Below are 26444 nucleotides of genomic sequence, written 5' to 3'. Positions count from 1 at the left end.
GGCCATGATGTCTGCGGCCGCTGCGATCGCGCAGCTCGACCGCTTCCTGGCTGCCTACGGCCAGGACGTGGTCCTGACGCGCGAGGATGACGACAACAGCGTCGTCGCGACCGTCACCTGCCGCGCCCGCGTCGACCGGACCAAGTCGGACGATGCGGCGGCCGGCATTAAGCCGTCGGGCTTTACCCTGATCCTGTCGCCGACGTCTCTGCTCGCGGGCGGCTGGCCAGACGGCGATCCCGCCAACATTGTCCCGCGCGAGAACGAGGGCGACAAGGTCGCGCTCGATGGCGAGGAGGCTCGGCGCACGGTGGTATGGGTCGACGCGAAAAAGATCGGCAACCAGGTGGTGCGGATCGATATGCGGATTTCGGGCTGATGGCGTTCACTGATCCGGCGGCCGATCTGCGCGCGGCGCTCGAGGCGAAGCTCAAGGCGACGCCTGCGCTGACGGCGCTTATCGGGGATCGCATCTATGATCGCGTGCCGGCAAAGCCGGATTATCCGCTGGTCACGATCGGCAACATGCAGGTCATCCCGGAATCGGCCGACGGCGTCGATGCGGCCGAAACCTCGGTCACGATCCACGTCTGGGATCAGTTCAAGCAGGCCGACAAGTCGCGCAAGGTTGGCGGCGTCGTCGTCAGCGCCCTGCACGAGGAGGAGCTGCGTACCGTCGACAGCGGCACGCAGTCCGTCCTGCTCGAAAGCGCCAGCTATCTGCGCGATCCCGACGGCGTCACCAACCATGCCGTGTTGACCTTCTCGATCCTGACCGACGCCGCGGCGGTCTAGCGCGTTCTTTCCCGCGTCCCTCACCACCCCAAGCAGCAGGAGCTGTCATGACTTCGCTCAACACCATCGTGCGTGCCTCGATCGCGGCCACCAACCGGAAGACCCTCGACGGCCGCGATGTCGTCGACCGGATGCCGGATGCGGCCGATGTCCAGCTCGCCAGCGGCACCGGTTACGGCAAGGCCGATATCGCCTTCATGGACACCCGCACGCTGGCGGCCTCGACCTCCGAGAACCTCGATCTGGCCGGCGCGCTGCTCGACGCCTTCGGCGCCACCATCAATGCCGCCAAGGTCAAGGCGATCATGATCGAGAACCCGGAGGCCTCGCTCTCGACCCTGACGGTCGGCGCCGCGGCGTCGAACACCTTCAACGGGCCGTTCTCCGGCGCGACGCATTCGGTCGATCTCAAGCCCGGCGATCGCGCGCTGTTCGTCAGCCGCACCGGCTGGACGGTGACCGCTGCGACCGGTGACCTTCTCAAGGTCGCCAACGGCGCCGGCGGCAGCGTCAATTACAATATCGAGATCATTGCGGCGTCGGCGTAAGCCGGCGTCGCATCTTGCTTCCCTGTTGGCTGCCCTGATCGGCGAAAGGAAAAGGTTCGATGGCAAAGGCCCAAACTCTCACGTTTTCAAAATTTCTGGTGTCGCTCGGTAATGGAGCGACGCCGGAAGTCTTTGCTGCTCCGTGCGGGCTCAACTCGCGCAGCTTCAATCGCACGGCGGCAACAAATGAGACCAACGTGCCGGACTGCGATGATCCCGACGCGCCATCGTGGCTTGAACGAGACATCGTCTCTCTGTCTGCGTCCATCTCAGGGGCAGGCGTTGTCGCCGACGAAGACTTCGACACTTGGAACGCCTGGTTTGAAAGCGGCGACAGCAAGAATGTCCAGATCAAGCTCGGCACGACGCGCACCTGGACCGGCCCCTACAAGCTGACCAAGCTCAATATCACCGGTCAGCGTGGCAGTCGCACGACGTTCGATGTGACCCTCGACAGCGACGGCGAAACCGTCCTGCAGTAATGGCCTCGCCCGATGACCAGCTGCAGGACTGGTTTTCGGGCCTGTCCTACAAGACCAAACGCAAGCTTGCCGGCGATCTCAAGGATATCGCCGGCGGCGCAGCCGGCAAGATCCAGGACGCGGCGCCGGAGCTGTCCGGCAGGCTGAAGGGAACCGTCAAGGTTCGCCGCAAGCGCAACGATCTCGATCTCGAGATCACAGCCGGCGGGCCAGAGACGACAAAGGAAATCCGCGAGGGCTCCGGCGTCGAGTACGACTACGCGCTGGCGAGTGAATACGGCACCGTCCACGAAGAGGCGCAGCCGTGGTTTTTCCCGACCTGGCGGGAGATCCAGGGCGATGTTCGGCAGGAAATCGAGGACGCCGTCAATGACGCTATCGATCAGGGGTAGGGGATGACTGACATCCAAAAGCATAATTTCAGGCTCTTGCGCCAGCGGCTGCGCGGTGTGTCGCGGACCGAGCGTCTGCGGACGTATCTGATCCTGCGCTCACCCCTGCTTGCGCCGCTCGCGCTGGCTGTTCTCGATGGCGAGGTCGCATGAGCGCGCCCGGAACGCGAACCATCATCTGGGCCAATGGCGAGGATCAATTCTGCCTGTCCAAGGTGGGGCTGATCCTCGACCTTGAGTCCAAATGCAACGCCGGCATTGCCGTCATTCTCAAACGGATTGCCGAGAAGGATTTTTATCTTTCCGATATCCGGGAGACGATCCGGCTCGGCTTGATCGGCGGTGGCAAGTCGCCAGAGGCTGCCATGGCGGCGGTCAAGCATCATGTTGACCTCAATGCGCATGGCCTCGCGCCGTCGGTGATGGTCGCTTATGCCGTGCTCGAGGCCGTATTAATCGGCGTGCCGGAAGACCCCTTGGGAAAAGCGGGGCCGGTGGCAGATCAGACAACGGCCGGCAACTCTTCCTCGACGACGGACGCCTCTGCCGCTCCGAAGTCATCGGCCTCGGAGCCGGCCTCGGCTGGACGCCGCGCGAAACCGAAGGCGTAGCCCTCTGGGAGATCGTCGCCGCGGTCGAGGGCCATAACCGCGTCCATGGCGGTGATGAGACCAAGGTCACCCCGATGAGCGATGACGATTTCGACGATCTGCTCGAAACCAACGGATTGCTGAACTGATGCCGGCGCCCGCCTTACGTATCCCTGTCTCGCTGAACATGGACGAATTCGACAAGGGCGTCGAGCGCGCCAAGACCGGCACGCGCCAGGCGACGCAGTTCGTTCTCAAGCAGTTTGCGGAGATGAATGCCTCGCTCGGCGGCCCTGCTGCCGCGGGGCTGTTTGCCGGCGTCGGCGCGTCCGCGCTGCAGTTGGTCGGCATCTTCGGCGCCGTGGTGACGGCGGCGAAGCTCGTCGGGATGGCGATCGACGGCGTGCGCGGCGATCTCGAGGAGATGGTCAAGGTCGCCGAGGGCGCGCAGCGCACCGGCCTGACGCCGCAGTTCTTCCAGGCCTTCATTGCCGGCGCCAAGGGCGCCGAGGCGGAAGTCGAGACCTTCACGGCGGCGCTGGACAAGGCGTTCCAAGCCACCAAGCCGACGCTTAATCCCGATTGGTCGGTGTGGGATCAGGGCGTCACCAAGGTCAATGCCGTCGAGAAGGCGCTGACCGAGATGCGCGAGATGTTCTCGACCAGCGACAAGTTCACGGCGCTGGACCTGTTTCGCCAGTCCGGCAGTCAGGACGACCGCATCCGCGCCGTCATCACCGGCATGAAGGAATTGAACGCGATCGGCCAGCAGGTCGCCGCGCTCGATCTCGGCGAGAAGATGTTCGGCGCCAAGTTTGTCGACGGACTGCGGCAGGGCAAGACGTCGATCGACGACATCGCGCGCACGATCGAGACCAAGCTGCAGGCCTCGGACATCATTTCCAACGCCAGCGCGATGCGCGCCAAGGAAATCGACGACCGGCTCAACGATGCCTGGAACACGATCACCAACAACCTCAAGCCGAGCTGGCAGGATCTCGACGGCATCGCGCTCAAGATCAAGGACACATGGGCCTCGATCGTCGGGCTGATCGCCGAGGCGTCGGCGGCAGGCCCGCGGGCGCGCGACCGCGTGCAGCAGCTGCAGGATCAGGCCAGCTCGGTCGAGTCTCAGTTGAACGATCCGGAAAGCGCCGTGTTCGTCAATCCGAACCTGCTGCGCCAGCGTCAGCGCATGCTGGCTGCGCGCGGCCAGCCGTTCTCGGCGGCGCCGTCCGGCATGTTCTCGGAGTTCACCGACTTTCCCGGCATCCCGAAGGACGAGGAGCTGTTTCCGCGTGCACGCAATGGTGCTGCGCTGCTGCCGCGGCCGCGACCGAGCGACGCTCCGAAGCCGCCGGAGGAAAAGGCGGAGCAGCGCGATCAGTTCGACGTGTCGATCGACGCCATCAACAAGCACATCGCGACGCTGAATGCCGACACCGCGGCGATGTTCCAGAACAACGCCAGCCGGGCGCAGCTGCGGGCCGAATTCCAGGCGCTGACGGCGATCGTGCGCGACGAGGGCGAGGTCACGCAGGAGCAGATCGACAAATATGAAAAGCTACGGCAGTCGATGTCGGCGCAGCAGGCGCTCGAGGCGGCCGGCATCCAGCTGACCAAAGAGCACTCCGACGCGTTCCTCGCGGCGTCGCGCAACATCAGGCAGGCCGCGGATCAGCATGATCAGGCCGCGTTGAGCCTGCAGAGGCTCAATAGCGCGTCGGCCTCGATCGGCGGCGCGCTGGAAACCGCGTTCGCCGACGCCGTGGTCGAGGGCAAGGACCTTAATGCGGTCCTGGTCAGCCTTGAGAAGCAGTTAGCCAAGATGGCGATCAACTCTGTGTTTTCGTCGTTCTTCAATGCGCCAGCGACCGGTGGGCTATCGACATTTGGCTCGATACTCAAGGGCATCGGCATTCCCGGCTTTGCTGATGGCACCTCCAGCGCGCCCGGCGGGCTCGCATGGGTCGGCGAGCGCGGTCCGGAGCTTATGAACGTGCCGAAAGGCGCGCAAATCCTGCCGGCGGACATCTCCCGCCAGGTCGCCGGCGGCTCGACCCTGCACATCACCAACCAGATCGCGGGCGAGATCAACCCGGCGACGATCGAGCGGATGAACCAGGCCCAGATCGCGACGCAGCGCAAGCTCGGTGAGATTTCCAAGGTGCTGATTTCGACGGAGCGCATGCAGGCGACGGGGGTCGGCTAATGCCGCAAATCTATTTCCCCCGCGCGTTGCTGCGCGAGAAAGCCCACAGCTGGAACCTGCTTGGCGTCGCCGCGACGCCGGGCATCACCATGCAGTCAACCTCGACTTACGTCCGAACCGATGGCGGCGGGTTTTGGTCCTGCGTCATGTCGGATGTCAGCCTTTCGGGTCCCGGCAAGGGCCGGGAGCGGCAACGCCGGTCGACGCTGCTCTGGCGCGCGGTGCGCCAGGTCTGCGACGGCGGCGTCAACGCCATCGTGGTGCCGCGCAATGATGCGCTGTTCATTCCCTATCCGTCCGGCATCGCGCGCGTCATGACCGTGCCGCACAGCGACGGTTCGACCTTCAGCGACGGCACCAGCTATTATCAGCCGATGATCGACATCGTCTGTGACGGGGGTGCGGATCTGCGCGCGACCACCATGGCGATCGACATTCGCATGGCGGCAGAGCTCGTCGGCGGTGAGAGCTTTTCGGTGCGCCATCCGACCGTCGGATGGCGGCTCTATGAGATCGCGACCGTCGTCTATGACGACGACGCGCATGCGACCATCACCTTCAATCCGCCGCTGCGCGAGGCGGTCGAGGACGGCGAGCAGCTCGAATTCGATCGGCCGTGTTGCACGATGCGGCTCGCCAAGCCGGAGTCGATGAATTTATCGGTCCAGCCCTGGACCTTCAATTCGGCCGGCGTCGATTTCATCGAAGCGCCCGTGAACTGATCTCGTCATGCTGACTTTTAACGATGCAGAGCTTGCTGTGCTCGATTCCGGCGCGTTCCGTCTCGGCGTGTTCTTCCGGCTTGAGACCGATCCGGTCGTCCGCCTCTGGCTCGGATTTGGCAACATCGCGCCAGGCGTCAACGCCTACGATGCGGATGGTGCGGTCTATCGGGGGCTCGGCGAGCTGCAGAACGTGCCGGCGATCAATCAGCTGATCAACGGCGCGGCCGAGCGCGTCGAATTCGTGATGTCGGGTGTCAGCGGCGAAGTGCTCCAGATCTCGCAGGGCGATGACGCAGAGGCGATCCAGGGTGCACGCGCCGACGTCGGGATCGGTCTGATGGGGCAGGATTGGGGCTTGCTCGGCAGCCTGCACTGGATGGCGAGTTACGTCGCCGACATTCTCTCGGGGCAGCAACAGCCGGCGCGTCCGGGCGATCCGATCATCCGCCTGGTTTCGCTATCGGCGGGGACGCGCTTCACGCGCCGGCGCCGGCCCAGCCTGTCTTATTTTACGGAGCAGGATCAGAAGCGGCGCTTTCCTGGCGATCGGGCCTGCGATCTAGTGACCAACTACGCGCACGGCTTCAACAAAACCTGGCCTGTGTTCTCGTGATCCGTCTTTCTGACTATCTCGCGCGGGTCTCTGATCGAGCTTTCGCCTATGGCGTGCTCGATTGCTGCACCTTCATGGCGGATTGGCTGGTCGGCCGCGGGTTCGCCGATCCGATGGCCGATCGCCGCGGCTGCTATGCCAGTCGCGGCGAGTACGAGGCCCAAATGCAGGAGGAAGGCGGCATTGTCAGATCGTGCAGCCAGCGGTTTCGTGCGATCGGCCTCGGTCGTGTCAAGGATGCGCGCGCCGGCGACGTTTGCCTGGTCAGGGTGCCTGTGCTGATGGGCGATGGCGCGACCGCGCTCGGCGCGACCGGCTCGATCTGTGTTTCGGATCGGCTCCGTGCCGTGGTCACGCCGGATGCAGGCCTGGTGCTGGCTCGGCTGCCGGACGTTTGCGCCTGGGGGGCGCCTGATGCCTGAGACCGTGGGTCTGTTGATCCTCTCGACGATCGGCGCGACGACATCTGTCACCGGCATCGGCACGGCCGCGGTGACGCTCGAGATTGCCGGCGCGACTTTCAGCGCCGCGTCGATCGTCGGCAGCGCGGCTATCATCGGCGCGTCGATCGGTTTGCAATACGCGCTCAGCAATCCGGACGTTCCAAAGCCTGAGAACGGCGCGCAGCCGCTCAAGCAGTCCGTACCGTCGCGGCAGCGGGGATATTGGACCAACCGGCTTAGCGGCTACTATCTGCTGTTTTTAGGCGCCGGCGGCGACTCGCAGGACATGCTTGCATTTCATAGCGGTCCCATTGAGTCAGTTCTGCAACTCTATCTGCACGATCAGCCGGTCAGTACAATCCCGGCTCTTACACATGACGCGGTTTGCGTGGTGCAGCAGGTTGGCGCCGATGCGTTTCTGAACTGCGTAACTGTGCAGGCCTTCTATGGATACGACACGCAGAACGTTAACGGGATTATAAACGCCTCAAACACGAGCGGCGTTTGGACGTCTGATTTTGCAGGCAAAGGAATTGCCTGCCTGGCAATGTATTGCCAGAGCCAAGTTGATCCATCCGTTTTTACCAAGCGTTATCCGCAAGGGTTGCCGCTGCCGTCGGTGCTCGCGAAATGCGCGCCGGTTTGGGACCCGCGCGATCCAGCGCAGTCGCGGGACAATCGGTCGACCTGGCGCGCCTCGCCAAATCCGGTTTTGCAATTGATCGATTACCTGACCGAGCCTGACGGCGGCATGGGACTCGAGATCGACGACATCCTGCCGCCGGCGACGCTCGCGCAATGGATGGATGAGGCGGATCTTTGCGACGGCAGATATTATTCGGCTGGGTTCTATCGTTTCGACAACTCGCCGGAATCAGTGATCAACAAGATCCTGGCGAGCTGCGACGGCTGGCTGTGCGAGGCCGGCGACGGCACGCTGTCGTTGACGGTCGGCGTCTATCGTGAGCCGATCGATGCGCCGCTGACCGCAAAGCACATTCTCGGATGGAGCATCAACCGCGGCATCGCTTATGAGGAGCTGGTCAATCAGCTCGATGTTACCTTCACCAACCCGGCGGCAGGCTACGTCGCCGACCAGATCGATTCGGTGCGCGATGAAGATCTGATCTCGCGGATCGGCGAGGTGCGGGCCAAGCCGCTGGACCTCTCCTGGGTTCAGGATGCCTGGCAGGCGAATTTACTGGCCGAACGGGCAATGTTGCGCCTCAATGCCAGCGGCGGAACGTTCGTGACCGATCTTTACGGGCTGCGCTATCTCGGCCGGCGCTGGATCCCCGTGCAGTTTCCCGACGTCGCCGGCCTCGAGGATTGCGTCGTCGAAATCCAGGACAGGGCCAAGGTCGATCTTTTGGCCGGGCAAGTCACGTTCAATTGGAAACTGGTCGATCGGGAAGCGCTGGCCGCGCTCGGCGCGGCGACGCCGGCGCTGATCCGCCAGGACGGCACCTACTACCGGCGGCACGACGACACCGTTCTCGTGCGGCACAATTAGGGGGCATTGCATGGCAGGTCACATCTGGGACGATCCCGACAGGGCTGTCGACGGCACCGAAAAGGTTGCCGCGCAGACAGCGACGGGTGATTTCGGCATCCTGATCTCGTCGATCGCGTCCTACATCGCCGCGGCGACGATGACGCTGATAGGAAAGACGATCGACGCTGCGTCGAACACGATCAGTAACCTGACCACCGCGATGTTTGCGGCCAACGTCATCGATACCGACACGACGCTAGCGGCGAACAGCGACACGCGCATCGCCAGCCAGAAGGCCGTCAAAGCCTACGCCGACGCGCGGATCGCGGCGCAGGACGCGATGGTGTTCAAGGGCGTTACCGACTGTTCCGGCAATCCCAACTATCCGGCGGCCGATCGCGGCCATACCTACCGAGTATCAGTCGCCGGAAAGATCGGCGGCGCGTCGGGGGCGGTGGTCGAAGCCGGCGACATGTTCATTTGTCTGACGGACGGCACAGCCTCGGGCAACCAAGCGACTGTCGGCGCGCAATGGAGCATTATTCAGACCAACATCGACGGCGCGGTGACCGGGCCGGCGTCGTCAACGTCCGGCAACATCGCGACATTCAACGGCTCGACCGGAAAGGTGGTGCAGGATAGCGGTTTGCCGGTGTCGACGCTCACGGGCGCGTGGACCGTATCGACACCGACGGTTACCGCGTCAAGCAATACGTTCACCACCGTATCTTGCTCGTTGCGATACAAGTTGATCGGAAAAACGGCGATCTTTACCGCAACGGTCACCATTACAAACGCCGGGACTGCCGCCGGAAACATCCTGTTCGATCTGCCATTCACGCCAACCACGACGCATGCTGGCGGCGGCAAAGAAGTCGCCTCTCTTGGTCATCAGTGCAACTGGCAAACCATCGGATCGCAGGTGGCAATCGCCAAATACGACAACACGACCATCATTGCGACTGGCCGGACCGTTGTCATCACCGGAACGATTGAAACGACCTAACTTGTCGAGGGGCAACCTATGACCATTCTCAGCGCGGCCGAAATCTGGCGCGATTACGAAACCGATGGCGTTCCGTCGAGCGGGACTCATAAGCCTGTGAAGCGCGATGCGAAGCTGTGGGGTTTGATGCTGGAATCGATGCTCGCGCAGCTCGGTCTCGGCTATGCGACAAAGGCGGCGCTCGACGCCGACCTGCTGCACTCGGCGAACACCCTGGCGATGGTCTACAACGACGCGACCGCGGCCAACAACGGCGTCTACGTCAAGTCGGGCGCGTCCGGATCGGGCGCCTGGTCGCGCGTCGGCGACCTGCCAGATACTGTCATTCCGCTGACGGTGACGGGTGGCACCGGCAATGCGATCGTTGCGACCGCGCCCTCGACGCCAATGGCGCCGGGCCGGCACCTCTATCTGTTGACGCCAACGGCCAATAATACCGGGGCGACGACCATCGTCGTCAACGGTGGCTCTCCCGTCGCGATCAAGAACGCGCTGAACGCGACGCTCGCTTCTGGCTCGCTGATCATGGGCAATGGCGCGCTGATGTATTGGTCGACGGACCATTATCAGTTGCTGGTCGCCGCCGCGATCGACGGCAACGCTATTCTGGCCGATGCACAGGCGGCGGCGGTGTCAGCTGCAGCGAGTGCGTCCGCGGCGGCTAGTTCGGCGACCGCTGCCGCGGCGGCCGTCAACTACGGCATGAACTTCGCTACCCGCGCGGCCGCGATGGCGGCAACGATCCCCGGTACGGTGACGCATATCAACACGGCCGGCTACGCGGCGGTCGGTGACGGCGGCGGTAGCATTGCGACCAATGCCATTTACAAGCGCGTCGGAAGTCTGCCGGGCCATGCCGGCTATATCCAGTCGGCGGATGGCGCCTATTGGGAGCTGACTGGGGCGCGCGTCAGCGTGCGGCAGTTCGGCGCTGTGGCGGCCGTGTCCAATCTCGACACCGATCCGGACGCCGCAGCCGCCATCAATCTCTGCATGGCCTATTGCAATCTCAAGCAGGCCAACATGCGAATTCCAGCGGGGCAATGGCCGCTCGACTCTGCGATCACGTCGCCGACCTTCATCATCGAAATCAGCGGCGAGCAAGGCGGCGGTCAGCCTACCGTTCTCTACAAGCGCTATACCGAAGCGAACGCCAACAGGGGAATCATTTCACTCGGTGCTTGGGGCGCAACGATTTCCGACATTCAGATGGCGGCAAAGACCGGCTCGTCAGGTGGCTCCGGCTTGTCCGCCATCTTGCCCAACAACGCGGCGAACATCGGCATTCTCCGCATCCGCAATCTCTATGTTTCGTGCGGTGATGGGGTCAATGCATCGCTTCACATCAATGGAACCGTTAACACAGGCGGCGTGGGCGGGACTGGCGGCAAGAGCTACCGCAGCGTGTTCCTCGAAAACTGCCACTTCTTCGGCGCCGCTCAGTACACGGTGTTGCTGCTGAGTGTGCAGCACTGTTACGCAAGCAATAGTTTTGCCGATACCACGGGCGGAACGACCTCCTCCGGTGTGTGTATCAATTGCGCAGGAAACAGCACGGCACCAAATGATGATATTTTCTGGACCGGTATCAGCGGCACACTTTCTTTGGATTGGTTGACGCGCGCTGTCTTCAACTGCGTCGTCGGAGGAAATCTTTCGAACACCGCCAACGTCAACAACGTCACGGTTATGCGCGTTTACGGAACGATTGGCTCAAGCTGGGTCAGCTCGCGCGTGATCAACTAGTCAAAGCACGCCCGTGCCGCGAGCGGCCAGACTGCGCTCGACTCGCGATCAATCAGGTGGTCGGAGTTGGCAAAAGCGCTATCGTCAAACCCCCGAGGCAGCGCACTGAAATCGACGTGTCGAAGCATGTAGCGATGCGCAATACCACTGATATAAGCGTCGAATGCGCCGAAGCGGCTATCCGGTATCGATCGCGTCATCTTCAGATAGTCCTGGGTGACGGGTGTCCGGAACAGGCAAACGGTCGCCCCTCTCGAGACGAGACGCGATATGGCGTCCTCGAACGCGGCGGCCGCGGCGCTACTGGCAAAATCCGGGAGGGGATTTTGCTCGAGGACGCGAACCTCGGTCAGGTCGGCGCGCTCTTCCGGAGTGATCGACGTCCAATTGAAGTCCGGCCGGGCGAACAGTTCGACCCATTTTTTCTCCGCGGTCGCCGCTCTCGTGCGCAGGGGAGACGCTTCCTGCGCCGAGGCCGCGGAGATGACCTGGTTGGCGACATCGTAACCGGAGGCGATGAGGTTGGGGCGCAGCGTCTCCCAGTAATAGGCTGAGGAAAGAACGCTGGGAAATCGCCGGCTGATAAGGTTCCGGGCCGTGACAAATTTCTCTCGGTTCACATGATATTGGCCAAACCATTGCGGGTCGGCCTGCAGGATGATCTTGCCGGGTTTCGTCGCATCGTAGAAGTAGTGCACGAGCGTGTTGAGCTCTTCGGGCTGCTCGCCGGCCCAGCCGTAGAAGGAGAACCCCGGGATGCGCGAGGTGGCCATCACGTGGGAGTCGCCAAACACGGCGTTGGTGGGATCCGAAAAGGCTGCGTTCTTCAGGAAGTAGTAGGTCGTCGCCGCGTATCGGCTTGAGAGGTGGCAGTAAGCCTCGATGCCCAGCACGCAGGCTGGGAGTGTCAGGATCAGAACGGCGAGCCTGGCCAGGCTAGAACTGGAAATAAATGAAGGCATTTGGCGTGCCCGATACCATGATGACGAGCGAGAAGAACAGCAGGGTGCCGCCGAGCGCGATGAGCCCGAGCCTTGCCGCAGGGATTTGCCGAAGGTAGTCGCTCTCTCTGCCTTTGAGAAGGAAGGTGAAGCGAAACAGCTGCGCGGTGTTGGGGCAGGCGACGATCAACACCCAGCAGAAGGCGAGGAGGTGGATCGACCTTGGTTCGACCGTGCTCGTCGTCCAGGGCGTGAAAAGCGACGAGATCATGTTGCGTGAGGTCGCAAGGTCGACGGCCCTGAAGAACACCCAGCCGAACAGGACGGTGACCATCGTGGCAGCCCATCCAGCGAGCGACATCAGGCGAGACTTGGCCAATGCGGCGGGACGGACCGCGTTCCACGCGTGATTGAGGATCAAGGCCGCGCCGTGAAGTGCGCCCCAAATGATGAAGGCGAAGCCGGCGCCGTGCCACAGTCCACCCAGCGTCATGACGAGGAAAAGATTGACGTAGGTCCGCGAGGTCCCGCCGCGGTTTCCGCCGAGGGGAATATACAGGTAGTCGCGCAGGAAGCGGGACAGCGTGATGTGCCAGCGCCGCCAGAACTCGATGATGGATGTCGCCTTGTAGGGCGAAAAGAAATTGATCGGCAGCGTCAACCCGAGCATGCAGGCCAGACCGATGGCCATGTCGGAGTAGCCGGAGAAATCGAAATAGATCTGTGCGGCGTAGGCGGCGATTGCGAGTGCGGCATCCGCTCCAGACACGAGTTGCCCACTCGCAAGGCCGAAGATGCGATCGGCCGATGGCGAGAGCTGGTCGGCGAAGGCGACCTTCTTGAACAGCCCGACTGCGAAGATGCAGAGGCCCGTAATCATCAAGTCCAGGCTAGGCCGCTTCCCGGCGCGAAACTGGGGCAGCATCTCGGTGTACCGGATGATCGGACCGGCGATGAGCTTGGGGAAAAAACTGATGAAGGCGGCGTAGCGTAATGGAGAGCCGCGTTCGACGCGACCCGCATGCACGTCGGACAGGAATGCGATCTGTTCGAAGGTGATGAACGAGATCGCAAGGGGCAGGATGATATTCGAGGGCGTGAACGGCAGGCCCAGAACGCGATCGATATTGCGGACGGCGAAGTCCCAATATTTGAAATAGCCGAGCGGCACCAGATTGAAGGCGATGGCGGCGAGGTACAGCCAGCGGCGGCGTCCTTTCTCGATCAGCATCGCGACCGCGTAGTTCACAGCCGCCGAGAGGCCCAGCAGCCAAAGATAGGCGGGGACGTGGGCCGCGTAGAAATAGGCTGAGGCGCCGGTGAGGGTCAGCAAAAACAGCCAGTAAGGCCCGAAACTGGTGAGCCAGCTGGCTGCGAGCGCCCTCGGCAGGAAGCTGAAGAGAAAAGCAGTCGTTGAGAACAGCATGTAATCCCCGCGCGGCCGCAACCTACTGGGGCGTGCCGGTCGCGACAAGTTGCAGGGCGGGTGTTCCGCTCACTTTCCACCCTGAAAAGCCAAGTTCCCACATTCATCCGGAGACCTTGAAACATGCTCGACTTGCATGGCATTTCGCGTGCCGCGTTCGATCTCGTCGTCGCCGAGGAGGTGACGAGCCGGGAGTGGTACGAAAAGAAGTACCGCCACGTGCTGGAATATCCGGGCCAGCAGTCCGGGCCGACCGGCGGCATCGGTTACGATTTCGGCACGCAGACCAAGGCGCAGATCCGAGCCGACTGGAGCGACAAGGTCGATGCCGGCATGCTCCGGATCATGCTGGCCGCGTCCGGCGTGCGCGGCGATGCGGCGGCGGCCTATTCGCGCCAGACGCGGGGGCAGGTCGATATCCCCTGGGACGTCGCGCTCGATGTCTTCAGCAATCATGACCTGCCGCGCTACCTCGGCATCCTGGACCACTACTGCCCCGGCGCGGACCGGCTGGGTCCGGACTGCCGGGGTGTGTTGTTCTCGATCGCGCAGAACCGTGACGCCGCGGGCTTCGTCAAGGCCGGGGCGCGCTATGCCGAGATGCGCGAGATCCGCGCCTGCGTGGCGAGCGGCGATCTCGCCCGCATTCCCGGCCTGATCCGCTCGATGAAGCGGCTGTGGTCTCCGACCAATGGCGTCTACAAGCGGCGCGAGCATGAGGCCGTGCTGTTCGAGCGCGGCCTCGCCGAACATCATCCGGAGCAGCACGCAAGACTCGAGGTGACGCCGCCGGCGCCGGACCCTGACCTGGTCGTCCATGTGCAGACGCGGCTGCGCGAGCTTGGCTATTACGACACCGGCGCCGTCGACGGCCAGCTGGTGCCGAAGGGGCGGACCGAGGCTGCCATTCTCGCGTTTCGCCATGAGCATGATCTGCCGCTCGTCCCCGGCATCGACGACGATCTTCTCGCCGCGATGGCACGAGCCGAGCCGCGGCGGGTCTCGGAGATCCGCAGCAATGCGACCGCGACCGATTTGCGCGAGCAGGGCTCGGAGACGATCGCCATCACCGACCAGGTCAAGGGCTGGGGCGGCAAGCTGTTCGGCGGGTCCTCGACGCTCGGCGTCGGCGGCCTGCTCGCCTGGATCACCGACAAGGCGACGGCCTTCTCCGGCGCCAAGGACGCGGTCGGCGGCCTCGGCATTCCGCCGGCGGCGATCGCCTGGCTGCTCGCGGCCGTCGTGGTGCTCATCGTCGTCGCCGGCCTCGGCGTGCTGATCTGGTTCGTGGCGCACAAGGTCGAGGTCAAGCGCGTCGTCGACTATCGCGCGGGCAAAAACACATGAGCGGCGCCGTCATCGCCGCGATCGTGCGGCTCGCCGGGCTCGCCGGCGTCAAGCTGTCGCCATTCTGGGCCGGCGCGGCGCTCGCCGGCGCGCTCGCGCTGATCGTCGGCTGCGCGGCCACGGCCGCCGGCGTCCACCTCTACAACGCCGGTTATGCGGCAGCGGACGGCGCCTGGCGCGAGAAGGCGCTCGACGCGCAGCTCGCGGCCGCGCGCAAGGATCTCCTCGAGGCCAACCGTGCCGCGGGCGACGCCGCGCTCCGGGTGAAGGCGATGGAGCAAAAGGCAGAGCGGGAAAAAGCGGGGACTGATGCCTATGTCGACGAACTACGGAAACAGAACAGTGCGCTGGCCGCGGCCGGCAAGCCGAATGCTTGCGGTCTCACTTGCGATGATCTGCGCGGGATGCGCATCAAATCCGCTGCCTGCCCCGCTCCGGCGGGATCTGCCGGCGGCGTCGGCGCAGATCTTCGCGCCCGTGCGCGATCCCTCCGCAACCCTCAATAGCGACGCGCGCGAGCGCCTGGCGCGCACGCGCGACGCGCTGAAGGAAGCGAACGACCGGCTCGAGCAGGGGCGAGCCTGGTACGACGGCGTGCGGCAGTCCTATGGCGAGGGTGCGAAGTGAACGGTGATGTTGTCACGTGGGGTGCCGTTGCGGTCGCGATCGGCGCTGTCATCTCGATCGTCACGTTCTGGACGCGCTATTCCGATCGGCTGACGTCGGCCAAAGCGAAGGCCGACCAGGCGACCAAGGAAGCCGATGAAGCCAAGCAGGCGGCCGCGGCCGCCAGCGCGAAAGCCGACGCGCTGTCGTCCAAGCTCTACCAGATCGAGATCTGGGCGCGCGACGAGTTCGTCCGCAAGTCGAGTTTCGAGACAGTGGTTGCGCGGGTCGAGCGCGGCTTCGTCGATCTCAAGACCGAGATCTCGAACCGGCTCGACAAGATGTCAGACAAGATCGACCACATGGGGCCACGGTCATGAAAATCGAACCGCAGATCCTGCGCCACGGCCTCGACCAGGCCGTGTTTGGCGTCGCCTCGATCAAGCTGCTGGTCTCGCTCGCCATCGTCATCGCGCTGCTGTCGCTATTCGCAGCGATCGCCGAGGTGCGCCGGCAGCGCTCGACCTCGGCCGCGGGCTGGCTCGCCGGCGTTGCGCTCGTGGCGGCGATCGTGGCGGCCATCCTGGTCGGTAGCGTGACGCCGACCTACGCCTAGAGATCGACGATTGAATTCGTCCGCAGCTTCCTCCCGCGGGCGACGGTGGCCGGCTGACGGTTTTCTGAGGTGCCCACGGTATAATACGCCGGACCCCACAAGGGCAGACGCCACGGACCTATCAAAACTGCCTATGGCGTGTGCCCTTGTTGTGCTAGCTTTGGCCCGGGGGTACGCGCTGGCCAGCGAGTACCTCCCTCTTAACCTTAGATCCCGTCTCTTTGGTTCTTCCTTGGAGGCGGGATATTTTTCCGCCAGCAAACGAGGGGCCACCACGCTCTTAGTGCTCAAGACCCGCCAGCTCATGATTGTGTTTGCGAGAAATTTCGAGAGTGGCAGGGGAACACCATCTCGGCGCTCTCGTTACCGCCTCTAACGCTCTAACGAGGAGGCCAAAATGAAGCTTGCCACATTTCTGGTTCTCGGTTCCCTCGCCATTGGCTCAGCAGCGAGAGCAGACCAGCCCGGACCTGACTGGATGCCGATGGAGCAAGTGAAGGCTAAGGTCATGGAGTCGGGCTATTCGCAGGTCACTAAGCTTGAAGCCGACGACGGCCAATGGGAGGGCGAAGGCATCAAGAACGGACAGAGGATGGAATTCCATGCCGACCCTAAGACCGGCGTGATCGTGCGCGAAAAGCCAGACCACTAGCCTTGAGAAGATGCAAGGTGGGTTGCCAGTTGTGCTTCGCATTCTGAGCCGCCTCTTGGGGGTGGAGTCATTGACGCATCAGCATCTGGCCCGAAACGACGATCGGGATCGCACTGAAAATGCGCACCAAGGATGTCACCAAGGCCGCCGCGCTCTACATGCTCAAGAATGGTCTTGCGAGCTATAAGGAAGTCGCCGAGCTTTCCGGTCGATCACGGCAACTCATTCGCATTTGGGGCGGGAAAGTTGGTGCACCGGAAGCCCGAAAACGATATCTGAAGAAGGTCTGGACCCGCGCTAAACGGTCGCGCAGTTGACCGCTGGGTTCGAGGCGCAGTTGCGAGCGCGTGATCTACTTCGGAAACAACTTGTCCCGGATGTAGCGCGACGTGGGCGTGAGTCTGATGCCGCGCGGCTTGCGCCAAGCCGCTTTGTCGATCTCGTTCTTGTCGCCGATCCTCAGGGGACCGGACGCCTTCTTGGCCACAAAGATCGCGTCGCTCATCTGTCGTCCGGATTGACGGTTTTTTCCCTTTACCTCTTTCCAGAGCTTCACCGGCCCAAGTTTTAGCTTCGGCAGTTCTTCGGTGATCTCGCGGCGAAGACACTTCCTCTCACTTTCACCCGCACGCTTACGGCCGCCCGGGAACGCCCAGCGCTTATCGCGCCGTCGTCGGACCAGAAGTACTCGCCCATTCTTCGCGGCGACAAGTTTCGAGGATTTAGCCATCTTCCTGCGAATCGATTTTACAATCCGGCATCAGTTTACAGCGGAGTTCCTCCCGCAGTGAAGAGCATGGTTCCCCCATTATTACGGAGCAATCGGTTTACGTCCAATTCATCGGCGTGTCCCCATGCCGCCTGGGGCGGCGGTGATGTGTGCGCGGTGCGGGTAGCTCTCGGCCGGTTTCCAACTGTCGAATGTGGTCCCGCAGACGCAGCGCATCAGGGGGCTCCGGATCTCGCTGTCGAGCTTCTCGCCCCGAGCCCGCTTGGCCGCAACCTCGGCCCGCCAGTCGTGATCGCGGCGCCATTCGGCGAAGGCATTGTCAGGGATGCTAGGCCGTAGCTCCGACCATACGGTTTCGAAAGCCTCGCGCGCGGCTTGGAAGGTGGCGGCTATCCCACTCCGCCATGTGCCTGGCTCCATGCCGGGATAGAAGCCGATTGACCAACCCCAGTGATCGGCGTGCACAGGTACGCCGGCGCGCGCACCGATGGTCCCGATGCGGACGTCGCCGGAATAGATGTGCCAAATCTCCTCGTGCGGATTGTCGGAGCGGCGGCGGGTGAGGGCGGTCATGGCCGAATTATGTAAGCGAACGTAGCGAGCAAATGCTCTTCAAAACTGTGTATCAGAGTGTGTAACAGCCTTTTAGGCCGTCAGTTAGAGACTGATTTTGTGGATGGATTTTGGCGCACTTGGCGCGGTGGCGCTTCCTAGCGGCGCCGTGCTGCCAACGGGAAGAAATTGGGGGGAGCGCTATCATCCTGGGAGGCTTGCGCTCCCCAGGATGGTCTTCTTTGAAGCCGAAACGCTACTTCGCCGCTGGAACGTGCGGATATGCGCGCCCAAACTTTATGTCGGCAATGCGGCCTTGGTTAAGGCGGTAATCGGCGGCGATTTCCGAGTATTTTTCGCCGTCGTTGATGCGCTTTTTTATTATAGCGACTTGCTCTTCGGTCAGTTCACCAAGCGTTGTCATTGTCGCTCAACGACCGCTCTTGTGCTTCGTCGGATCGACCAGCTTGTATCCCATTCCGGGCTTCGGAGTTGGCGGGAGCGGTTCCCCTCGAGTTACAGTTCGCTCTTGGCCGCTCTCGCCGCCGCGGACTCCTACGATCTCATATTGCCCGGATCGGGGAGCTGTTTCGCCTGGCTTGAAGACTTTCGACATTACTGGACCTTTCTCGCGGACTTGAGAATTAGGCCCTTTGGCGCTATCAACCATTTGCGGACGGGTGCTTAGCGGTCTTCGCGCTTCGCGGCGCCGCTGGCCGGAAAGCACCAAGACAAAAGGGCAGCACGAACCATTCGTGCTGCCCTTATTTATTTGATCCGCAATCGCCATCGCAAGATGGCACACGATCCCAAGCGAGATATTAGCGACGTCAACGGAATTAGCAATGGGGACGCGTTGCCACCATTCAACCCCAGTTAGCAACGTGTTGCTGATGCAACACGTTGCTAACTGGGGTTGAGCGACATGTCAAGAATGCAACCCCTTGAAATACCTAGCTCCAATATTGTATGAACAGAAATCCGGTGTTGCAAAAAAGGTAAGTGCAACATGAGCTCAACCGACTCCGACAACGTGCTCGAGCGCAGATTGCTGCTCGAACTAAAAGAGATTGAGACCAAAATTGGTCTGCTGACGCAGGAAAAGGCGACGTTGGAGCGTCTTCTGCTGACGGTGCGACGAAGAAACCCGCTCACGATGCGCACGGACGTGACTAGGAAGAACAGTGTCCGGCGAGTACTGGTTGAAAGCGTTGTCGTCGAGAATTTGAGAAATTCGAAGAGCGGCTCGCGAAAGACGCACGAGTTGCTCAGAGAGATGCAGATTGTCGACCCTCAAATGAATCCGAGCACCTTCAGATCGACCCTCCACCGCATGAAAGCTCGCGGCATCGTAGCCAATCCAAGAGACGGGGCGTGGGAACTGACTAGGGCGCAATCCTGATGATCTCGAAGGAAGAAGCGTTGCCAATCGAGATGGAAAACATAATAAATTCAGTCGGGGGATAATCCACCCGTTGCCAAAAAACTCATACAAGAACAACGATGGGCGCATGCTTGGGAGACTAGGGCCGGAGATTCAAATCCCGTCCTGTGATCCACTTCTCAGCTTGGCACCCGCGTCCTTCAAGCTGCCCTCGAGCGCCGCTTTGGCCGGGTGAACCTAGCCGACGAGACGAAGCCTCGGCCGCTTAGCAGAGGACGTTTCGCCGAATGTCTTTTTCCGCGGAAGTAAATAACTTACCCAGGCTTCGAGCACTTCGCGTCGGCGATCCAGCATCTCGCTCGTCCAATAGGACAGCTCGGCCTCGTCGCCGATGCGGTGGGAGAGACAGAACTCCAGCACCTCGCGGCGGAAGTTGTGCTCGCGATTGTCGGCGCCCCAGTTGCGGAACGTGGTTCGCATTCCGTGCATGGTTGCATTGAAGCCTGCGCGCTTGATTGCGCCGACCAGCGCGTTCGCGCGGAAGGCCTTGTGATCAGCAGCATGGTCAGAGGGGAATACATAGCGCCCGACGCGCGGCATCGACTGAATGATGGCGATGGCCTGGTCGGTGAGGGGCACAAGGTGTGGCTTACCCAATTCACCCTTTACCTTCATTTTCTGCGCGGGGATCAGCCACGTCCGCTTCACGAAGTCGAGCTCCTCCCATTCCATCCAGCGGATCTCCTGGCTGCGAGAGCAGCAGAGGATGCCGACCTCGACGCACCGCGCGACGGGATAGGGATCGTAAGCCAGCGCTGCCATCAGCGCCGGCGCGCTCTCGTATTTCAGCGATGGGTGGCCCTTCTTGCGGTTCAGCTTCCTGGGAGACGGCAGAAGGTGTTTGAGATTGTCTCGCCACGCTGCCGGGTTTTCACCGGTACGATATTTCTCGACCTTGGCGGCGCTGAGAACCCTCTCCAAGCGCTCGCGCGTGCGACCGGCGCTTACCGGCTTCTCCCACCAGATCGTCTTGAGGGCCTCGACAACGTGCGTGGTGTCGATCTCGTGGAGCTTCTTCTGATGGAGCTTGGAAAGGTCGCGTAGCGATCGCGCCCAAGCCTGAACCTCCTCGTCCTGCTCGGTGCGGCCGCGCAACCATTCTGCCGTCTTTGCTCTCCAATATTCATGGAAGGCCATGTCGCCTTTCGCGGCGAGCTGCTTCTTGTGACGTGGATCGATGCTGTCTTTTTTCAATGCCAGCCGATACTCGCGTGCCTGGTCGCGCGCCTCGGTGAGGGACAGCTCACCGGGCTTGTCGCCGACAGAGGCAAATTCCATCAGGGCGCGCTTGCCGTCCGGTGCGGTAAAGCGGAAGGCCCAGGCGCGCTCTCCGCTCTCTCGGACAATCAGATAGAGCCCGCCGCCGTCGGCATACGCTCCAGGTTGCTTGGATTTAACTTGGCTGGAGTTCAGCGCCATTTTAGGTTCCTTACGGTACCACCTCCGTCACGGATCACTTGGCGGGAGAAAGACAATCGCTTACCTCTTTTTGACCGATGCTCTACCGCGCTAGGCGATAGCGGGTGATATCAGGCGGTGGCTGATACTTGCAACGGTTGAGGTTAAATGCAAATCTGGTGGTAGACGATGCTCAGCGATACCCCGCGATACACTCAGATTGGGTACCGGATCCGTGACGGCATTCGGTAAACTCGTCCGCACCACGGCATTCCGGCTGACGCTGGTCTACCTGTTCCTGTTTGCGATTTTCGCGGCCTCGCTGCTCGGCTATTTCGCCTGGAATACGCGGCGGCTGATCACCGAGGAAATCACGCAGACGGTCAATGCCGAGACCTCGGAGATCAACGAGATCTACGGCCGTCGCGGCCTGCGCGGCCTCGTGCTCGCGATCGAGTACCGGGCGCTGCGGCCGGGCGCCAACCTCTATCTCGTGACCACGCCGACCGGGCAGGCGATCGCCGGCAATGTCGGCTCGCTGGCGCCGGGCGTAATGGCGACGCGCGGCTGGTCGGAGACGGCCTACAAGCGGATCGAGGACGCCGACGAGCGCGACCATCGCGCGCTGGTGCGCGTCACCGAGCTCGAAAACGGTTTCCGCCTCCTGATCGGCCGCGACCTCGACGAGCGGCGGCGCCTGTTCGGGATCGTCGCCAAGGCCGCGCAATGGTCGATCCTGATCGTGGTCGTGCTGGGCCTCGGCGGCGGCATCTTCGTCGCGCGCCGCGTCCTCACGCGCATCGATGCGATGACCGGCACCGCGCAGCGCATCATGACCGGCGATCTCAGCGGGCGCCTGCCGGTGGGGCGCAGCGGCGACGAGCTCGATCGTCTTGCGGAAAACCTCAATGCGATGCTGGAGCGGATCGAGGCGCTGATGGCGGGGCTGAAGGAAGTCTCCGACAACATCGCCCACGACCTCAAGACGCCACTGACGCGTCTGCGCAACCGCGCCGAGGAGGCGCTGGCGAAATCGGGCAGCGAGACCGATTACCGAGCGGCGCTGGAGCGGACCATCGAGGAATCCGACGGCTTGATCCGCACCTTCAATGCGCTCTTGATGATCGCGCGCGCCGAGTCCGGCCAGGCGCGCGGCAACATGGATGATTTCGACGCCGCCGAAGTCGCGGGCGGCATCCACGAGCTCTACGAGCCGCTGGCCGAGGACGATGGCATGACCTTGAAGGTCAAGGCCGAGCCGACGCCGGTTCACGCCAACCGCGAATTGATCAGCCAGGCGCTCGCCAACCTGGTCGAGAACGCGATCAAGTACGGCAAGCCGGTCGCGCAGACCGGTGGAACCGTGGTCAGCATGGACTCCAGGCAGATCATCATCGAGGCGAAGCGCGAGGGCGACCAGGTGCTGCTCAGCGTCACCGATCGCGGCCCTGGTATCCCCGAAGCCGACCGCAAGCATGTCGTCGAGCGATTCGTGCGGCTTGAAGCCAGCCGCACGCTGCCGGGCTCCGGCCTCGGTCTCAGCCTTGCCGCCGCGGTTGCGACGTTGCATGGCGGAGAATTGCGGCTGGGTGATGCCCAGCCCGGCCTCGTCGCCACGCTGGTGCTCCCGGCGCGCGCCGGCGACAGGGTTGCTCCGCCAATGCAGGATGTGCCACAGAAGGTGGCATGAACCACTCCGCGCCGGGAAACGCGGACAAGACTGGTGAGAGCCTCGCCGCGCGCTTTGCGGAGGCTCCCCATATTGCCGCTTCCACCACCGACGAACGACGTCTTGAAAGCTGGCTGGCCGAGCTCGAGCCGGCGCAATCGGCCCGTCTTGGCGTGTCGCTGGCTCATCCCTTCGCGCGGGATATTCTGGCCGGCATCGCAGAATTCTCGCTCTATTTGTTCGATCTGGTGCGCACTGACCCGCTGCGGCTGATCCGGTTGCTGGAATGCGATCCGGATGCGCATCTCGCCCTGCTGATCGCGGAGGCGAGGGACGCGGTGCTCGCGGCAGGCGACGAAGCCGAGGTGATGCGGCTGCTTCGCAGGATGAAGGCCGAAGCGGCGCTTCTCACTGCGCTGTGCGATATCGGTGGCGTCTGGCCGGTGATGCGGGTGACGGCGGCGCTGACCGATGTCGCGGTATCCTCGGTGCAGGCGGCGCTCCAGTACCAGCTGCGGCAGGAAGCCGCACGTGGAAAGATCCTGCCGCCCAATCCCGAAGCTCCGGAAGAGGGCTGCGGCCTGATCGTGCTCGCGATGGGCAAGATGGGGGCGGGCGAGCTGAACTATTCCAGCGACATCGACCTCATCGTGTTCTTCGATCCCGATGCCACGACGCTCGCGCCCGACATCGAGCCGCAGCCGTTCTTCGTGCGGGTGACGCAGGGCGTGGCGCGCATTCTCCAGCAGCGTACCTATGACGGCTACGTCTTCCGCGTCGACCTGCGCCTGCGTCCCGATCCGTCCTCGACGCAAGTGGCGATTTCGCGAGACGCCGCGCTGAACTATTACGAGCGGGAAGGGCGCACCTGGGAGCGTGCTGCGATGATCAAGGCGCGTGCCTGCGCCGGCGATGCCAAAGCGGGCGAGGCGCTGCTCGCCGAAATCGCGCCCTTCGTCTGGCGCAAGCATCTCGACTTCGCCGCGCTTGCCGACGTCCACGACATGAAGCGGCAGATGCAGACCTATCGCGGCCAGAGCGAGATCGCGGTCGAGGGGCACAACGTCAAGGTCGGCCGCGGCGGCATTCGCGAGATCGAATTTTTCGCGCAAACGCAGCAGCTGATCGCCGGCGGTCGCCATCCGGAGTTGCGGGTGCGGCCGACGCTCGCCGCGCTCGATATTCTCGCCACCAGCAACTGGATCACCTTTGCCGCGCGTGACGAGCTGACCATTGCGTATGAATTCCTGCGCCGTGTCGAGCACCGCCTCCAGATGATCGCCGACGAGCAGACCCATGCGTTGCCCGACGACAAGGAGGCGGTCGAGCGCTTTGCGCGCTTCTTCGGCTATCCGGATCGCGAAGCCTTTGCGCGCGACCTGTTGCGGCAGCTCCAGATCGTGCAAGGACACTACGAAAAACTGTTCGAGGGCGATGACCCGACCGGCACAGCAAAGCTGCCGGCGCTCGACTACAGTGCAGGTCCTGACGATCCGCGCCTGCTGCAATATTTGACGACGCTCGGCTTCAAGAAGCCGGCCGCGCTCGCGCAGACCATACGTGACTGGATCACCGGCGACTACCGCGTGTTCCGCAACGACCAGACGCGAAGCGCTTTCGTCGAGTTCGTGCCGGCCCTGATCGACGGCCTCGCGCGGGCCGAGGAGCCGGATCGCGCCGTCGTGGCGTTCGATCAGTTCCTCCAGGCACTCCAGCTTGGCGGGCGGCTGATCACGCTGCTCGGCCAGAACCGCGATCTCGTCGCGCTCGTGGCGCTGGTGCTCGGCGCGGCGCCGCGGCTCGGCGAGATGCTGGCGCGGAAGCCGCAGCTCATGGATGGCCTGATCGATCCCAGATTCTTCGGCGCGATGCCGGACAAGCAGGAATTGTCGGCGCGATTGGCCGCGACGGTGCGCGACGCCGACTCCTATGAGGAGTTTCTCGACCGTCTCCGCCTGTTCGGGCAGGAGAGCCTGTTCCTGATCGGCACGCGCATTCTCTCCGGTACGGTCTCGGCGCAGCAGGCCAGCACGGCTTTCGCCGATGTCGCCGAAGGCATCGTCCACACCGTGCACGATCTTGTCGCCGAACGCTTCGCCGCCCAACACGGACGTATCAAGGATCAGGAGACCGCGATCATCGCGATGGGCCGGCTCGGCAGCCGCGAGATGACGGCATCGTCCGATCTCGACCTGATCCTGCTGTACGATTTCGACGGCGACAATCCGGACTCCGACGGGGCCAAATCGCTTCAGGGCGCCCACTACTTCGCGCGCTTCACCCAGCGCCTGATCAGTGCCTTCACCACACGCACCAATTACGGTGTGCTGTACGAGATCGACATGCGGCTGCGCCCGTCGGGACGCGCCGGTCCGGTGGCGTCGAGCCTCGTCTCATTCGCGGACTACCAGGCCAACGAGGCCTGGACCTGGGAGCACATGGCCCTGACCCGCGCCCGCGTGGTATCGGCCTCGGATGAATTCCGTGAGCGGATCGAGCGTATCATCCGCGATGTCCTGACCCGCCGCCGCGATCGGGCGACCATCGCCAACGACGTCGCCGACATGCGGCGCGCCATCGCGCAGGAGAAGGGCGAAAGCGACCATTGGGATCTCAAATACGCCGCAGGCGGCATGGTCGATATCGACTTCATCGCGCAATATCTCCAGCTCGTGCACGCCCATGACAAGCCTGAAATTCTCGACGTCAGCACCCTTCAGGTTCTGGACAACGCCGCCAAGCTCAACGTGCTCCCGCAATCGGAGGCGGAGATCCTTCGCGCGGCGGCGCGGCTCTATCACGACCTGACGCAGATCCTGCGTCTCTGCGTCAGCGACGGCTTCAAGCCCGAGACCGCCGGCACCGACCTTCAGCGCGTGATGGCGCGCGCCGGCGATGCGCCCGACTTCTCGTCGCTGGAGGCGCGCGTGAAGGAAACGCAGAGCGAGGTGAGGCGCGTATTTACGGCGCTGCTGGAAGGGACGTCGTCTGCTTCAGCGAGGTGAGAGCCTCGCGCACGTTCGGCTCCAGGCCGGCGCCGCCCGCGTCGAGATGGGCGAAGATCGCGCGCTTCATCCGGGGATCCCAGAACTTCTTGATGTGGTCGGCGATCCCCGGCACGGCCTTGTCGTGGCCCTGGCTCTTGAAGAAGGTACCGATCTGGTTGGCCATGTAGACGAGGCGGTCAGGCGACGACATCGATAATCTCCTGAGCACGATGAGCCGTAACGCGACTCTGGTGCGTGAATACTTCAAACCCATCGCTGCGGGCAATCGCGATCAACGTGATGCCGGCGGCCTCCGCGGTGCGAACCGCGAGCGCGGTGGGCGCCGAGACGGCGACCAGCACCGGGGCGCCGATTGCGGCCGTCTTCTGCACCATCTCGACCGAGACACGGCTCGTCAGCAGCACCATGCCCACGCTAGCGTCCGTCCGGCTGCGCGCCAGCGAACCTGCGAGCTTGTCTAGCGCGTTATGGCGGCCGACGTCCTCGCGCAGGGCCACAATGCCATTCGATGGCGACCAGAAGGCTGCAGCGTGGACCGCGCGCGTCTGCATGTTGATCGATTGCAGGGGCGCGATCGCCTGCATCGCCGTCATGATCTGTTGCGGCGTGAAGCTGGACCCTGGTGGGACGACGGCCGCGGGCCGCACGGCCTCGGCGATTGAATCGATGCCGCAAATGCCGCAGCCGGTCGGGCCGGCAATGTGCCGCCGCCGCTCGCTGATGCGCGCGGCATCTTCCGACGCCAGCCACATGCGCAGCTCGATGCCGTCGTCGAGGCGGACCACTTCGAGCGACTTGATGTCGTCGACCGACCTGATGATGCCTTCGTCCAGGCTGAAGCCGACCGCAAAATCCTCGAGGTTCTGTGGAGTCCCCATCATGACGGCATAGCTGCCGCCGTTATAGGTCAGCGCCAGCGGCGTCTCCTCCGGGATCAGGCGCGCGCCTTCGGACGCGACTCCGTCGCGCCAGATCTCGCGGTCGATGGCCTGGACCGGCACGTGCATG

At 63.1% G+C, this 26444-nt stretch carries 32 protein-coding genes; 24 read left to right on the top strand and 8 right to left on the bottom strand.

All coding sequences use genetic code 11. The features are described from left to right. The first annotated feature begins 4 nt into the window (after positions 1 to 4). From AB7G19_RS29995 to AB7G19_RS29930, 14 genes are all read left to right on the top strand, one after another. A complete protein-coding gene (locus AB7G19_RS29995) occupies positions 5 to 379 on the top strand; it encodes a hypothetical protein (RefSeq protein WP_441268683.1) in 375 nt (124 codons plus the stop codon). After that, entirely contained in the window at positions 379 to 795 is a 417-nt protein-coding gene (locus tag AB7G19_RS29990) for a DUF3168 domain-containing protein (protein ID WP_441268682.1), read from the top strand. Before AB7G19_RS29995 ends, AB7G19_RS29990 begins: the two co-directional genes overlap by 1 nt. A gap of 47 nt (positions 796 to 842) precedes the next feature. Next, on the top strand, positions 843 to 1343 hold the full coding sequence (locus AB7G19_RS29985; RefSeq protein ID WP_441268681.1) for a hypothetical protein: 501 nt from the start codon (positions 843 to 845) through the stop codon (positions 1341 to 1343). A 59-nt stretch (positions 1344 to 1402) separates the two neighbouring features. Beyond that, positions 1403 to 1825: a phage tail tube protein gene (locus tag AB7G19_RS29980; RefSeq protein WP_354099643.1), complete on the top strand. Its 423-nt coding sequence runs from the start codon at positions 1403 to 1405 to the stop codon at positions 1823 to 1825. After that, on the top strand, positions 1825 to 2217 hold the full coding sequence (locus tag AB7G19_RS29975; protein ID WP_441268680.1) for a hypothetical protein: 393 nt from the start codon (positions 1825 to 1827) through the stop codon (positions 2215 to 2217). Before AB7G19_RS29980 ends, AB7G19_RS29975 begins: the two co-directional genes overlap by 1 nt. Before the next feature lie 3 nt (positions 2218 to 2220). Beyond that, positions 2221 to 2370, top strand: coding sequence for a hypothetical protein (locus AB7G19_RS29970; protein WP_441268679.1), 150 nt, complete (start codon positions 2221 to 2223; stop codon positions 2368 to 2370). Then, on the top strand, positions 2367 to 2828 hold the full coding sequence (locus AB7G19_RS29965; protein WP_441268678.1) for a gene transfer agent family protein: 462 nt from the start codon (positions 2367 to 2369) through the stop codon (positions 2826 to 2828). The genes AB7G19_RS29970 and AB7G19_RS29965 overlap by 4 nt, the downstream gene beginning before the upstream one ends. Before the next feature lie 127 nt (positions 2829 to 2955). Then, positions 2956 to 5019, top strand: coding sequence for a hypothetical protein (locus AB7G19_RS29960; protein WP_441268677.1), 2064 nt, complete (start codon positions 2956 to 2958; stop codon positions 5017 to 5019). Then, a complete protein-coding gene (locus AB7G19_RS29955; RefSeq protein ID WP_441268676.1) occupies positions 5019 to 5741 on the top strand; it encodes a hypothetical protein in 723 nt (240 codons plus the stop codon). The genes AB7G19_RS29960 and AB7G19_RS29955 overlap by 1 nt, the downstream gene beginning before the upstream one ends. A 7-nt stretch (positions 5742 to 5748) precedes the next feature. Further along, a complete protein-coding gene (locus tag AB7G19_RS29950; protein WP_441268675.1) occupies positions 5749 to 6357 on the top strand; it encodes a hypothetical protein in 609 nt (202 codons plus the stop codon). After that, positions 6354 to 6779, top strand: a complete 426-nt coding sequence (locus AB7G19_RS29945; protein ID WP_441268674.1) for a DUF6950 family protein — start codon at positions 6354 to 6356, stop codon at positions 6777 to 6779. Before AB7G19_RS29950 ends, AB7G19_RS29945 begins: the two co-directional genes overlap by 4 nt. Next, on the top strand, positions 6772 to 8313 hold the full coding sequence (locus AB7G19_RS29940; protein WP_441268673.1) for a hypothetical protein: 1542 nt from the start codon (positions 6772 to 6774) through the stop codon (positions 8311 to 8313). The genes AB7G19_RS29945 and AB7G19_RS29940 overlap by 8 nt, the downstream gene beginning before the upstream one ends. Before the next feature lie 10 nt (positions 8314 to 8323). Then, positions 8324 to 9301 carry a hypothetical protein gene (locus AB7G19_RS29935; protein ID WP_441268672.1) on the top strand — a complete coding sequence of 326 codons (978 nt, stop codon included), beginning with the start codon at positions 8324 to 8326 and terminating at the stop codon, positions 9299 to 9301. Between the two features lie 18 nt (positions 9302 to 9319). Then, complete coding sequence (locus AB7G19_RS29930; RefSeq protein WP_441268671.1) at positions 9320 to 11047, top strand: hypothetical protein; 1728 nt, start codon at positions 9320 to 9322, stop codon at positions 11045 to 11047. Here AB7G19_RS29930 and AB7G19_RS29925 read toward each other — a convergent pair. Beyond that, complete coding sequence (locus tag AB7G19_RS29925) at positions 11044 to 12009, bottom strand: hypothetical protein (RefSeq protein WP_441268670.1); 966 nt, start codon at positions 12007 to 12009, stop codon at positions 11044 to 11046. The genes AB7G19_RS29930 and AB7G19_RS29925 overlap by 4 nt on opposite strands. Next, complete coding sequence (locus tag AB7G19_RS29920) at positions 11984 to 13414, bottom strand: MBOAT family O-acyltransferase (protein WP_441268669.1); 1431 nt, start codon at positions 13412 to 13414, stop codon at positions 11984 to 11986. Before AB7G19_RS29920 ends, AB7G19_RS29925 begins: the two co-directional genes overlap by 26 nt. A 123-nt stretch (positions 13415 to 13537) precedes the next feature. Here AB7G19_RS29920 and AB7G19_RS29915 point away from each other — a divergent pair, with 123 nt between their 5' ends. From AB7G19_RS29915 to AB7G19_RS29885, 7 genes are all read left to right on the top strand, one after another. After that, positions 13538 to 14761 carry a peptidoglycan-binding protein gene (locus AB7G19_RS29915; RefSeq protein ID WP_441268668.1) on the top strand — a complete coding sequence of 408 codons (1224 nt, stop codon included), beginning with the start codon at positions 13538 to 13540 and terminating at the stop codon, positions 14759 to 14761. Continuing rightward, a complete protein-coding gene (locus tag AB7G19_RS29910) occupies positions 14758 to 15267 on the top strand; it encodes a protease IV (RefSeq protein ID WP_441268667.1) in 510 nt (169 codons plus the stop codon). Before AB7G19_RS29915 ends, AB7G19_RS29910 begins: the two co-directional genes overlap by 4 nt. Next, positions 15239 to 15388 (top strand): hypothetical protein, encoded by a 150-nt coding sequence (locus AB7G19_RS29905; RefSeq protein WP_441268666.1) that lies wholly within the window; start codon positions 15239 to 15241, stop codon positions 15386 to 15388. The genes AB7G19_RS29910 and AB7G19_RS29905 overlap by 29 nt, the downstream gene beginning before the upstream one ends. Further along, entirely contained in the window at positions 15385 to 15747 is a 363-nt protein-coding gene (locus AB7G19_RS29900; protein WP_441268665.1) for a hypothetical protein, read from the top strand. Before AB7G19_RS29905 ends, AB7G19_RS29900 begins: the two co-directional genes overlap by 4 nt. Continuing rightward, entirely contained in the window at positions 15744 to 15983 is a 240-nt protein-coding gene (locus AB7G19_RS29895) for a hypothetical protein (protein WP_439034416.1), read from the top strand. The genes AB7G19_RS29900 and AB7G19_RS29895 overlap by 4 nt, the downstream gene beginning before the upstream one ends. 397 nt (positions 15984 to 16380) lie before the next feature. After that, a complete protein-coding gene (locus AB7G19_RS29890; protein ID WP_441268664.1) occupies positions 16381 to 16635 on the top strand; it encodes a PepSY domain-containing protein in 255 nt (84 codons plus the stop codon). Between the two features lie 119 nt (positions 16636 to 16754). Next, complete coding sequence (locus AB7G19_RS29885) at positions 16755 to 16952, top strand: hypothetical protein (RefSeq protein ID WP_441268663.1); 198 nt, start codon at positions 16755 to 16757, stop codon at positions 16950 to 16952. Positions 16953 to 16987: 35 nt separating this feature from the next. On the opposite strand, the gene AB7G19_RS29880 is transcribed toward AB7G19_RS29885, so the two are convergent. The 3 genes from AB7G19_RS29880 to AB7G19_RS29870 all read right to left on the bottom strand — a co-directional run bounded on the left by AB7G19_RS29880 (position 16988) and on the right by AB7G19_RS29870 (position 18341). Beyond that, a complete protein-coding gene (locus AB7G19_RS29880; RefSeq protein WP_135217209.1) occupies positions 16988 to 17365 on the bottom strand; it encodes an NUDIX hydrolase in 378 nt (125 codons plus the stop codon). Between the two features lie 108 nt (positions 17366 to 17473). Then, positions 17474 to 17938, bottom strand: coding sequence for a hypothetical protein (locus AB7G19_RS29875; protein WP_441268662.1), 465 nt, complete (start codon positions 17936 to 17938; stop codon positions 17474 to 17476). A 235-nt stretch (positions 17939 to 18173) separates the two neighbouring features. Further along, positions 18174 to 18341: a hypothetical protein gene (locus AB7G19_RS29870; protein WP_439034419.1), complete on the bottom strand. Its 168-nt coding sequence runs from the start codon at positions 18339 to 18341 to the stop codon at positions 18174 to 18176. A 585-nt stretch (positions 18342 to 18926) separates the two neighbouring features. Here AB7G19_RS29870 and AB7G19_RS29865 point away from each other — a divergent pair. Beyond that, positions 18927 to 19319 (top strand): hypothetical protein, encoded by a 393-nt coding sequence (locus AB7G19_RS29865; protein ID WP_441268661.1) that lies wholly within the window; start codon positions 18927 to 18929, stop codon positions 19317 to 19319. Between the two features lie 219 nt (positions 19320 to 19538). On the opposite strand, the gene AB7G19_RS29860 is transcribed toward AB7G19_RS29865, so the two are convergent. Beyond that, entirely contained in the window at positions 19539 to 20780 is a 1242-nt protein-coding gene (locus tag AB7G19_RS29860) for a tyrosine-type recombinase/integrase (protein ID WP_439034421.1), read from the bottom strand. A 214-nt stretch (positions 20781 to 20994) separates the two neighbouring features. On the opposite strand from AB7G19_RS29860, the gene AB7G19_RS29855 reads away from it, so the two are divergent. Together AB7G19_RS29855 and AB7G19_RS29850 are read left to right on the top strand one after the other, a co-directional pair. Then, entirely contained in the window at positions 20995 to 22449 is a 1455-nt protein-coding gene (locus AB7G19_RS29855; RefSeq protein WP_085400602.1) for a sensor histidine kinase, read from the top strand. Then, complete coding sequence (locus tag AB7G19_RS29850) at positions 22446 to 25433, top strand: bifunctional [glutamine synthetase] adenylyltransferase/[glutamine synthetase]-adenylyl-L-tyrosine phosphorylase (RefSeq protein ID WP_085400604.1); 2988 nt, start codon at positions 22446 to 22448, stop codon at positions 25431 to 25433. The genes AB7G19_RS29855 and AB7G19_RS29850 overlap by 4 nt, the downstream gene beginning before the upstream one ends. Here the strand turns inward: AB7G19_RS29850 and AB7G19_RS29845 are convergent. Beyond that, positions 25390 to 25626 carry a formate dehydrogenase subunit delta gene (locus AB7G19_RS29845; RefSeq protein ID WP_028151503.1) on the bottom strand — a complete coding sequence of 79 codons (237 nt, stop codon included), beginning with the start codon at positions 25624 to 25626 and terminating at the stop codon, positions 25390 to 25392. The genes AB7G19_RS29850 and AB7G19_RS29845 overlap by 44 nt on opposite strands. Beyond that, a complete protein-coding gene (gene fdhD, locus AB7G19_RS29840) occupies positions 25613 to 26443 on the bottom strand; it encodes a formate dehydrogenase accessory sulfurtransferase FdhD (protein WP_085400606.1) in 831 nt (276 codons plus the stop codon). Before fdhD ends, AB7G19_RS29845 begins: the two co-directional genes overlap by 14 nt. Between the last annotated feature and the right edge of the window lies 1 nt (position 26444).

It is taken from the genome of Bradyrhizobium sp. 215_C5_N1_1, from assembly GCF_052075935.1.
In the GTDB taxonomy this organism is placed as follows: domain Bacteria; phylum Pseudomonadota; class Alphaproteobacteria; order Rhizobiales; family Xanthobacteraceae; genus Bradyrhizobium; species Bradyrhizobium barranii.
This window is presented reverse-complemented; position numbering and strand designations above follow the sequence as displayed.

Coding starts and splice junctions, on each gene's coding strand:
- AB7G19_RS29995 (WP_441268683.1), top strand. CDS start 5: ATGATGTCTGCGGCCGCTGCGATCGCGCAGCTCGACCGCTTCCTGGCT.
- AB7G19_RS29990 (WP_441268682.1), top strand. CDS start 379: ATGGCGTTCACTGATCCGGCGGCCGATCTGCGCGCGGCGCTCGAGGCG.
- AB7G19_RS29985 (WP_441268681.1), top strand. CDS start 843: ATGACTTCGCTCAACACCATCGTGCGTGCCTCGATCGCGGCCACCAAC.
- AB7G19_RS29980 (WP_354099643.1), top strand. CDS start 1,403: ATGGCAAAGGCCCAAACTCTCACGTTTTCAAAATTTCTGGTGTCGCTC.
- AB7G19_RS29975 (WP_441268680.1), top strand. CDS start 1,825: ATGGCCTCGCCCGATGACCAGCTGCAGGACTGGTTTTCGGGCCTGTCC.
- AB7G19_RS29970 (WP_441268679.1), top strand. CDS start 2,221: ATGACTGACATCCAAAAGCATAATTTCAGGCTCTTGCGCCAGCGGCTG.
- AB7G19_RS29965 (WP_441268678.1), top strand. CDS start 2,367: ATGAGCGCGCCCGGAACGCGAACCATCATCTGGGCCAATGGCGAGGAT.
- AB7G19_RS29960 (WP_441268677.1), top strand. CDS start 2,956: ATGCCGGCGCCCGCCTTACGTATCCCTGTCTCGCTGAACATGGACGAA.
- AB7G19_RS29955 (WP_441268676.1), top strand. CDS start 5,019: ATGCCGCAAATCTATTTCCCCCGCGCGTTGCTGCGCGAGAAAGCCCAC.
- AB7G19_RS29950 (WP_441268675.1), top strand. CDS start 5,749: ATGCTGACTTTTAACGATGCAGAGCTTGCTGTGCTCGATTCCGGCGCG.
- AB7G19_RS29940 (WP_441268673.1), top strand. CDS start 6,772: ATGCCTGAGACCGTGGGTCTGTTGATCCTCTCGACGATCGGCGCGACG.
- AB7G19_RS29935 (WP_441268672.1), top strand. CDS start 8,324: ATGGCAGGTCACATCTGGGACGATCCCGACAGGGCTGTCGACGGCACC.
- AB7G19_RS29930 (WP_441268671.1), top strand. CDS start 9,320: ATGACCATTCTCAGCGCGGCCGAAATCTGGCGCGATTACGAAACCGAT.
- AB7G19_RS29925 (WP_441268670.1), bottom strand. CDS start 12,009: ATGCCTTCATTTATTTCCAGTTCTAGCCTGGCCAGGCTCGCCGTTCTG.
- AB7G19_RS29920 (WP_441268669.1), bottom strand. CDS start 13,414: ATGCTGTTCTCAACGACTGCTTTTCTCTTCAGCTTCCTGCCGAGGGCG.
- AB7G19_RS29915 (WP_441268668.1), top strand. CDS start 13,538: ATGCTCGACTTGCATGGCATTTCGCGTGCCGCGTTCGATCTCGTCGTC.
- AB7G19_RS29910 (WP_441268667.1), top strand. CDS start 14,758: ATGAGCGGCGCCGTCATCGCCGCGATCGTGCGGCTCGCCGGGCTCGCC.
- AB7G19_RS29895 (WP_439034416.1), top strand. CDS start 15,744: ATGAAAATCGAACCGCAGATCCTGCGCCACGGCCTCGACCAGGCCGTG.
- AB7G19_RS29890 (WP_441268664.1), top strand. CDS start 16,381: ATGAAGCTTGCCACATTTCTGGTTCTCGGTTCCCTCGCCATTGGCTCA.
- AB7G19_RS29885 (WP_441268663.1), top strand. CDS start 16,755: ATGCGCACCAAGGATGTCACCAAGGCCGCCGCGCTCTACATGCTCAAG.
- AB7G19_RS29880 (WP_135217209.1), bottom strand. CDS start 17,365: ATGGCTAAATCCTCGAAACTTGTCGCCGCGAAGAATGGGCGAGTACTT.
- AB7G19_RS29875 (WP_441268662.1), bottom strand. CDS start 17,938: ATGACCGCCCTCACCCGCCGCCGCTCCGACAATCCGCACGAGGAGATT.
- AB7G19_RS29870 (WP_439034419.1), bottom strand. CDS start 18,341: ATGACAACGCTTGGTGAACTGACCGAAGAGCAAGTCGCTATAATAAAA.
- AB7G19_RS29865 (WP_441268661.1), top strand. CDS start 18,927: ATGAGCTCAACCGACTCCGACAACGTGCTCGAGCGCAGATTGCTGCTC.
- AB7G19_RS29860 (WP_439034421.1), bottom strand. CDS start 20,780: ATGGCGCTGAACTCCAGCCAAGTTAAATCCAAGCAACCTGGAGCGTAT.
- AB7G19_RS29850 (WP_085400604.1), top strand. CDS start 22,446: ATGAACCACTCCGCGCCGGGAAACGCGGACAAGACTGGTGAGAGCCTC.
- AB7G19_RS29845 (WP_028151503.1), bottom strand. CDS start 25,626: ATGTCGTCGCCTGACCGCCTCGTCTACATGGCCAACCAGATCGGTACC.
- fdhD (WP_085400606.1), bottom strand. CDS start 26,443: ATGCACGTGCCGGTCCAGGCCATCGACCGCGAGATCTGGCGCGACGGA.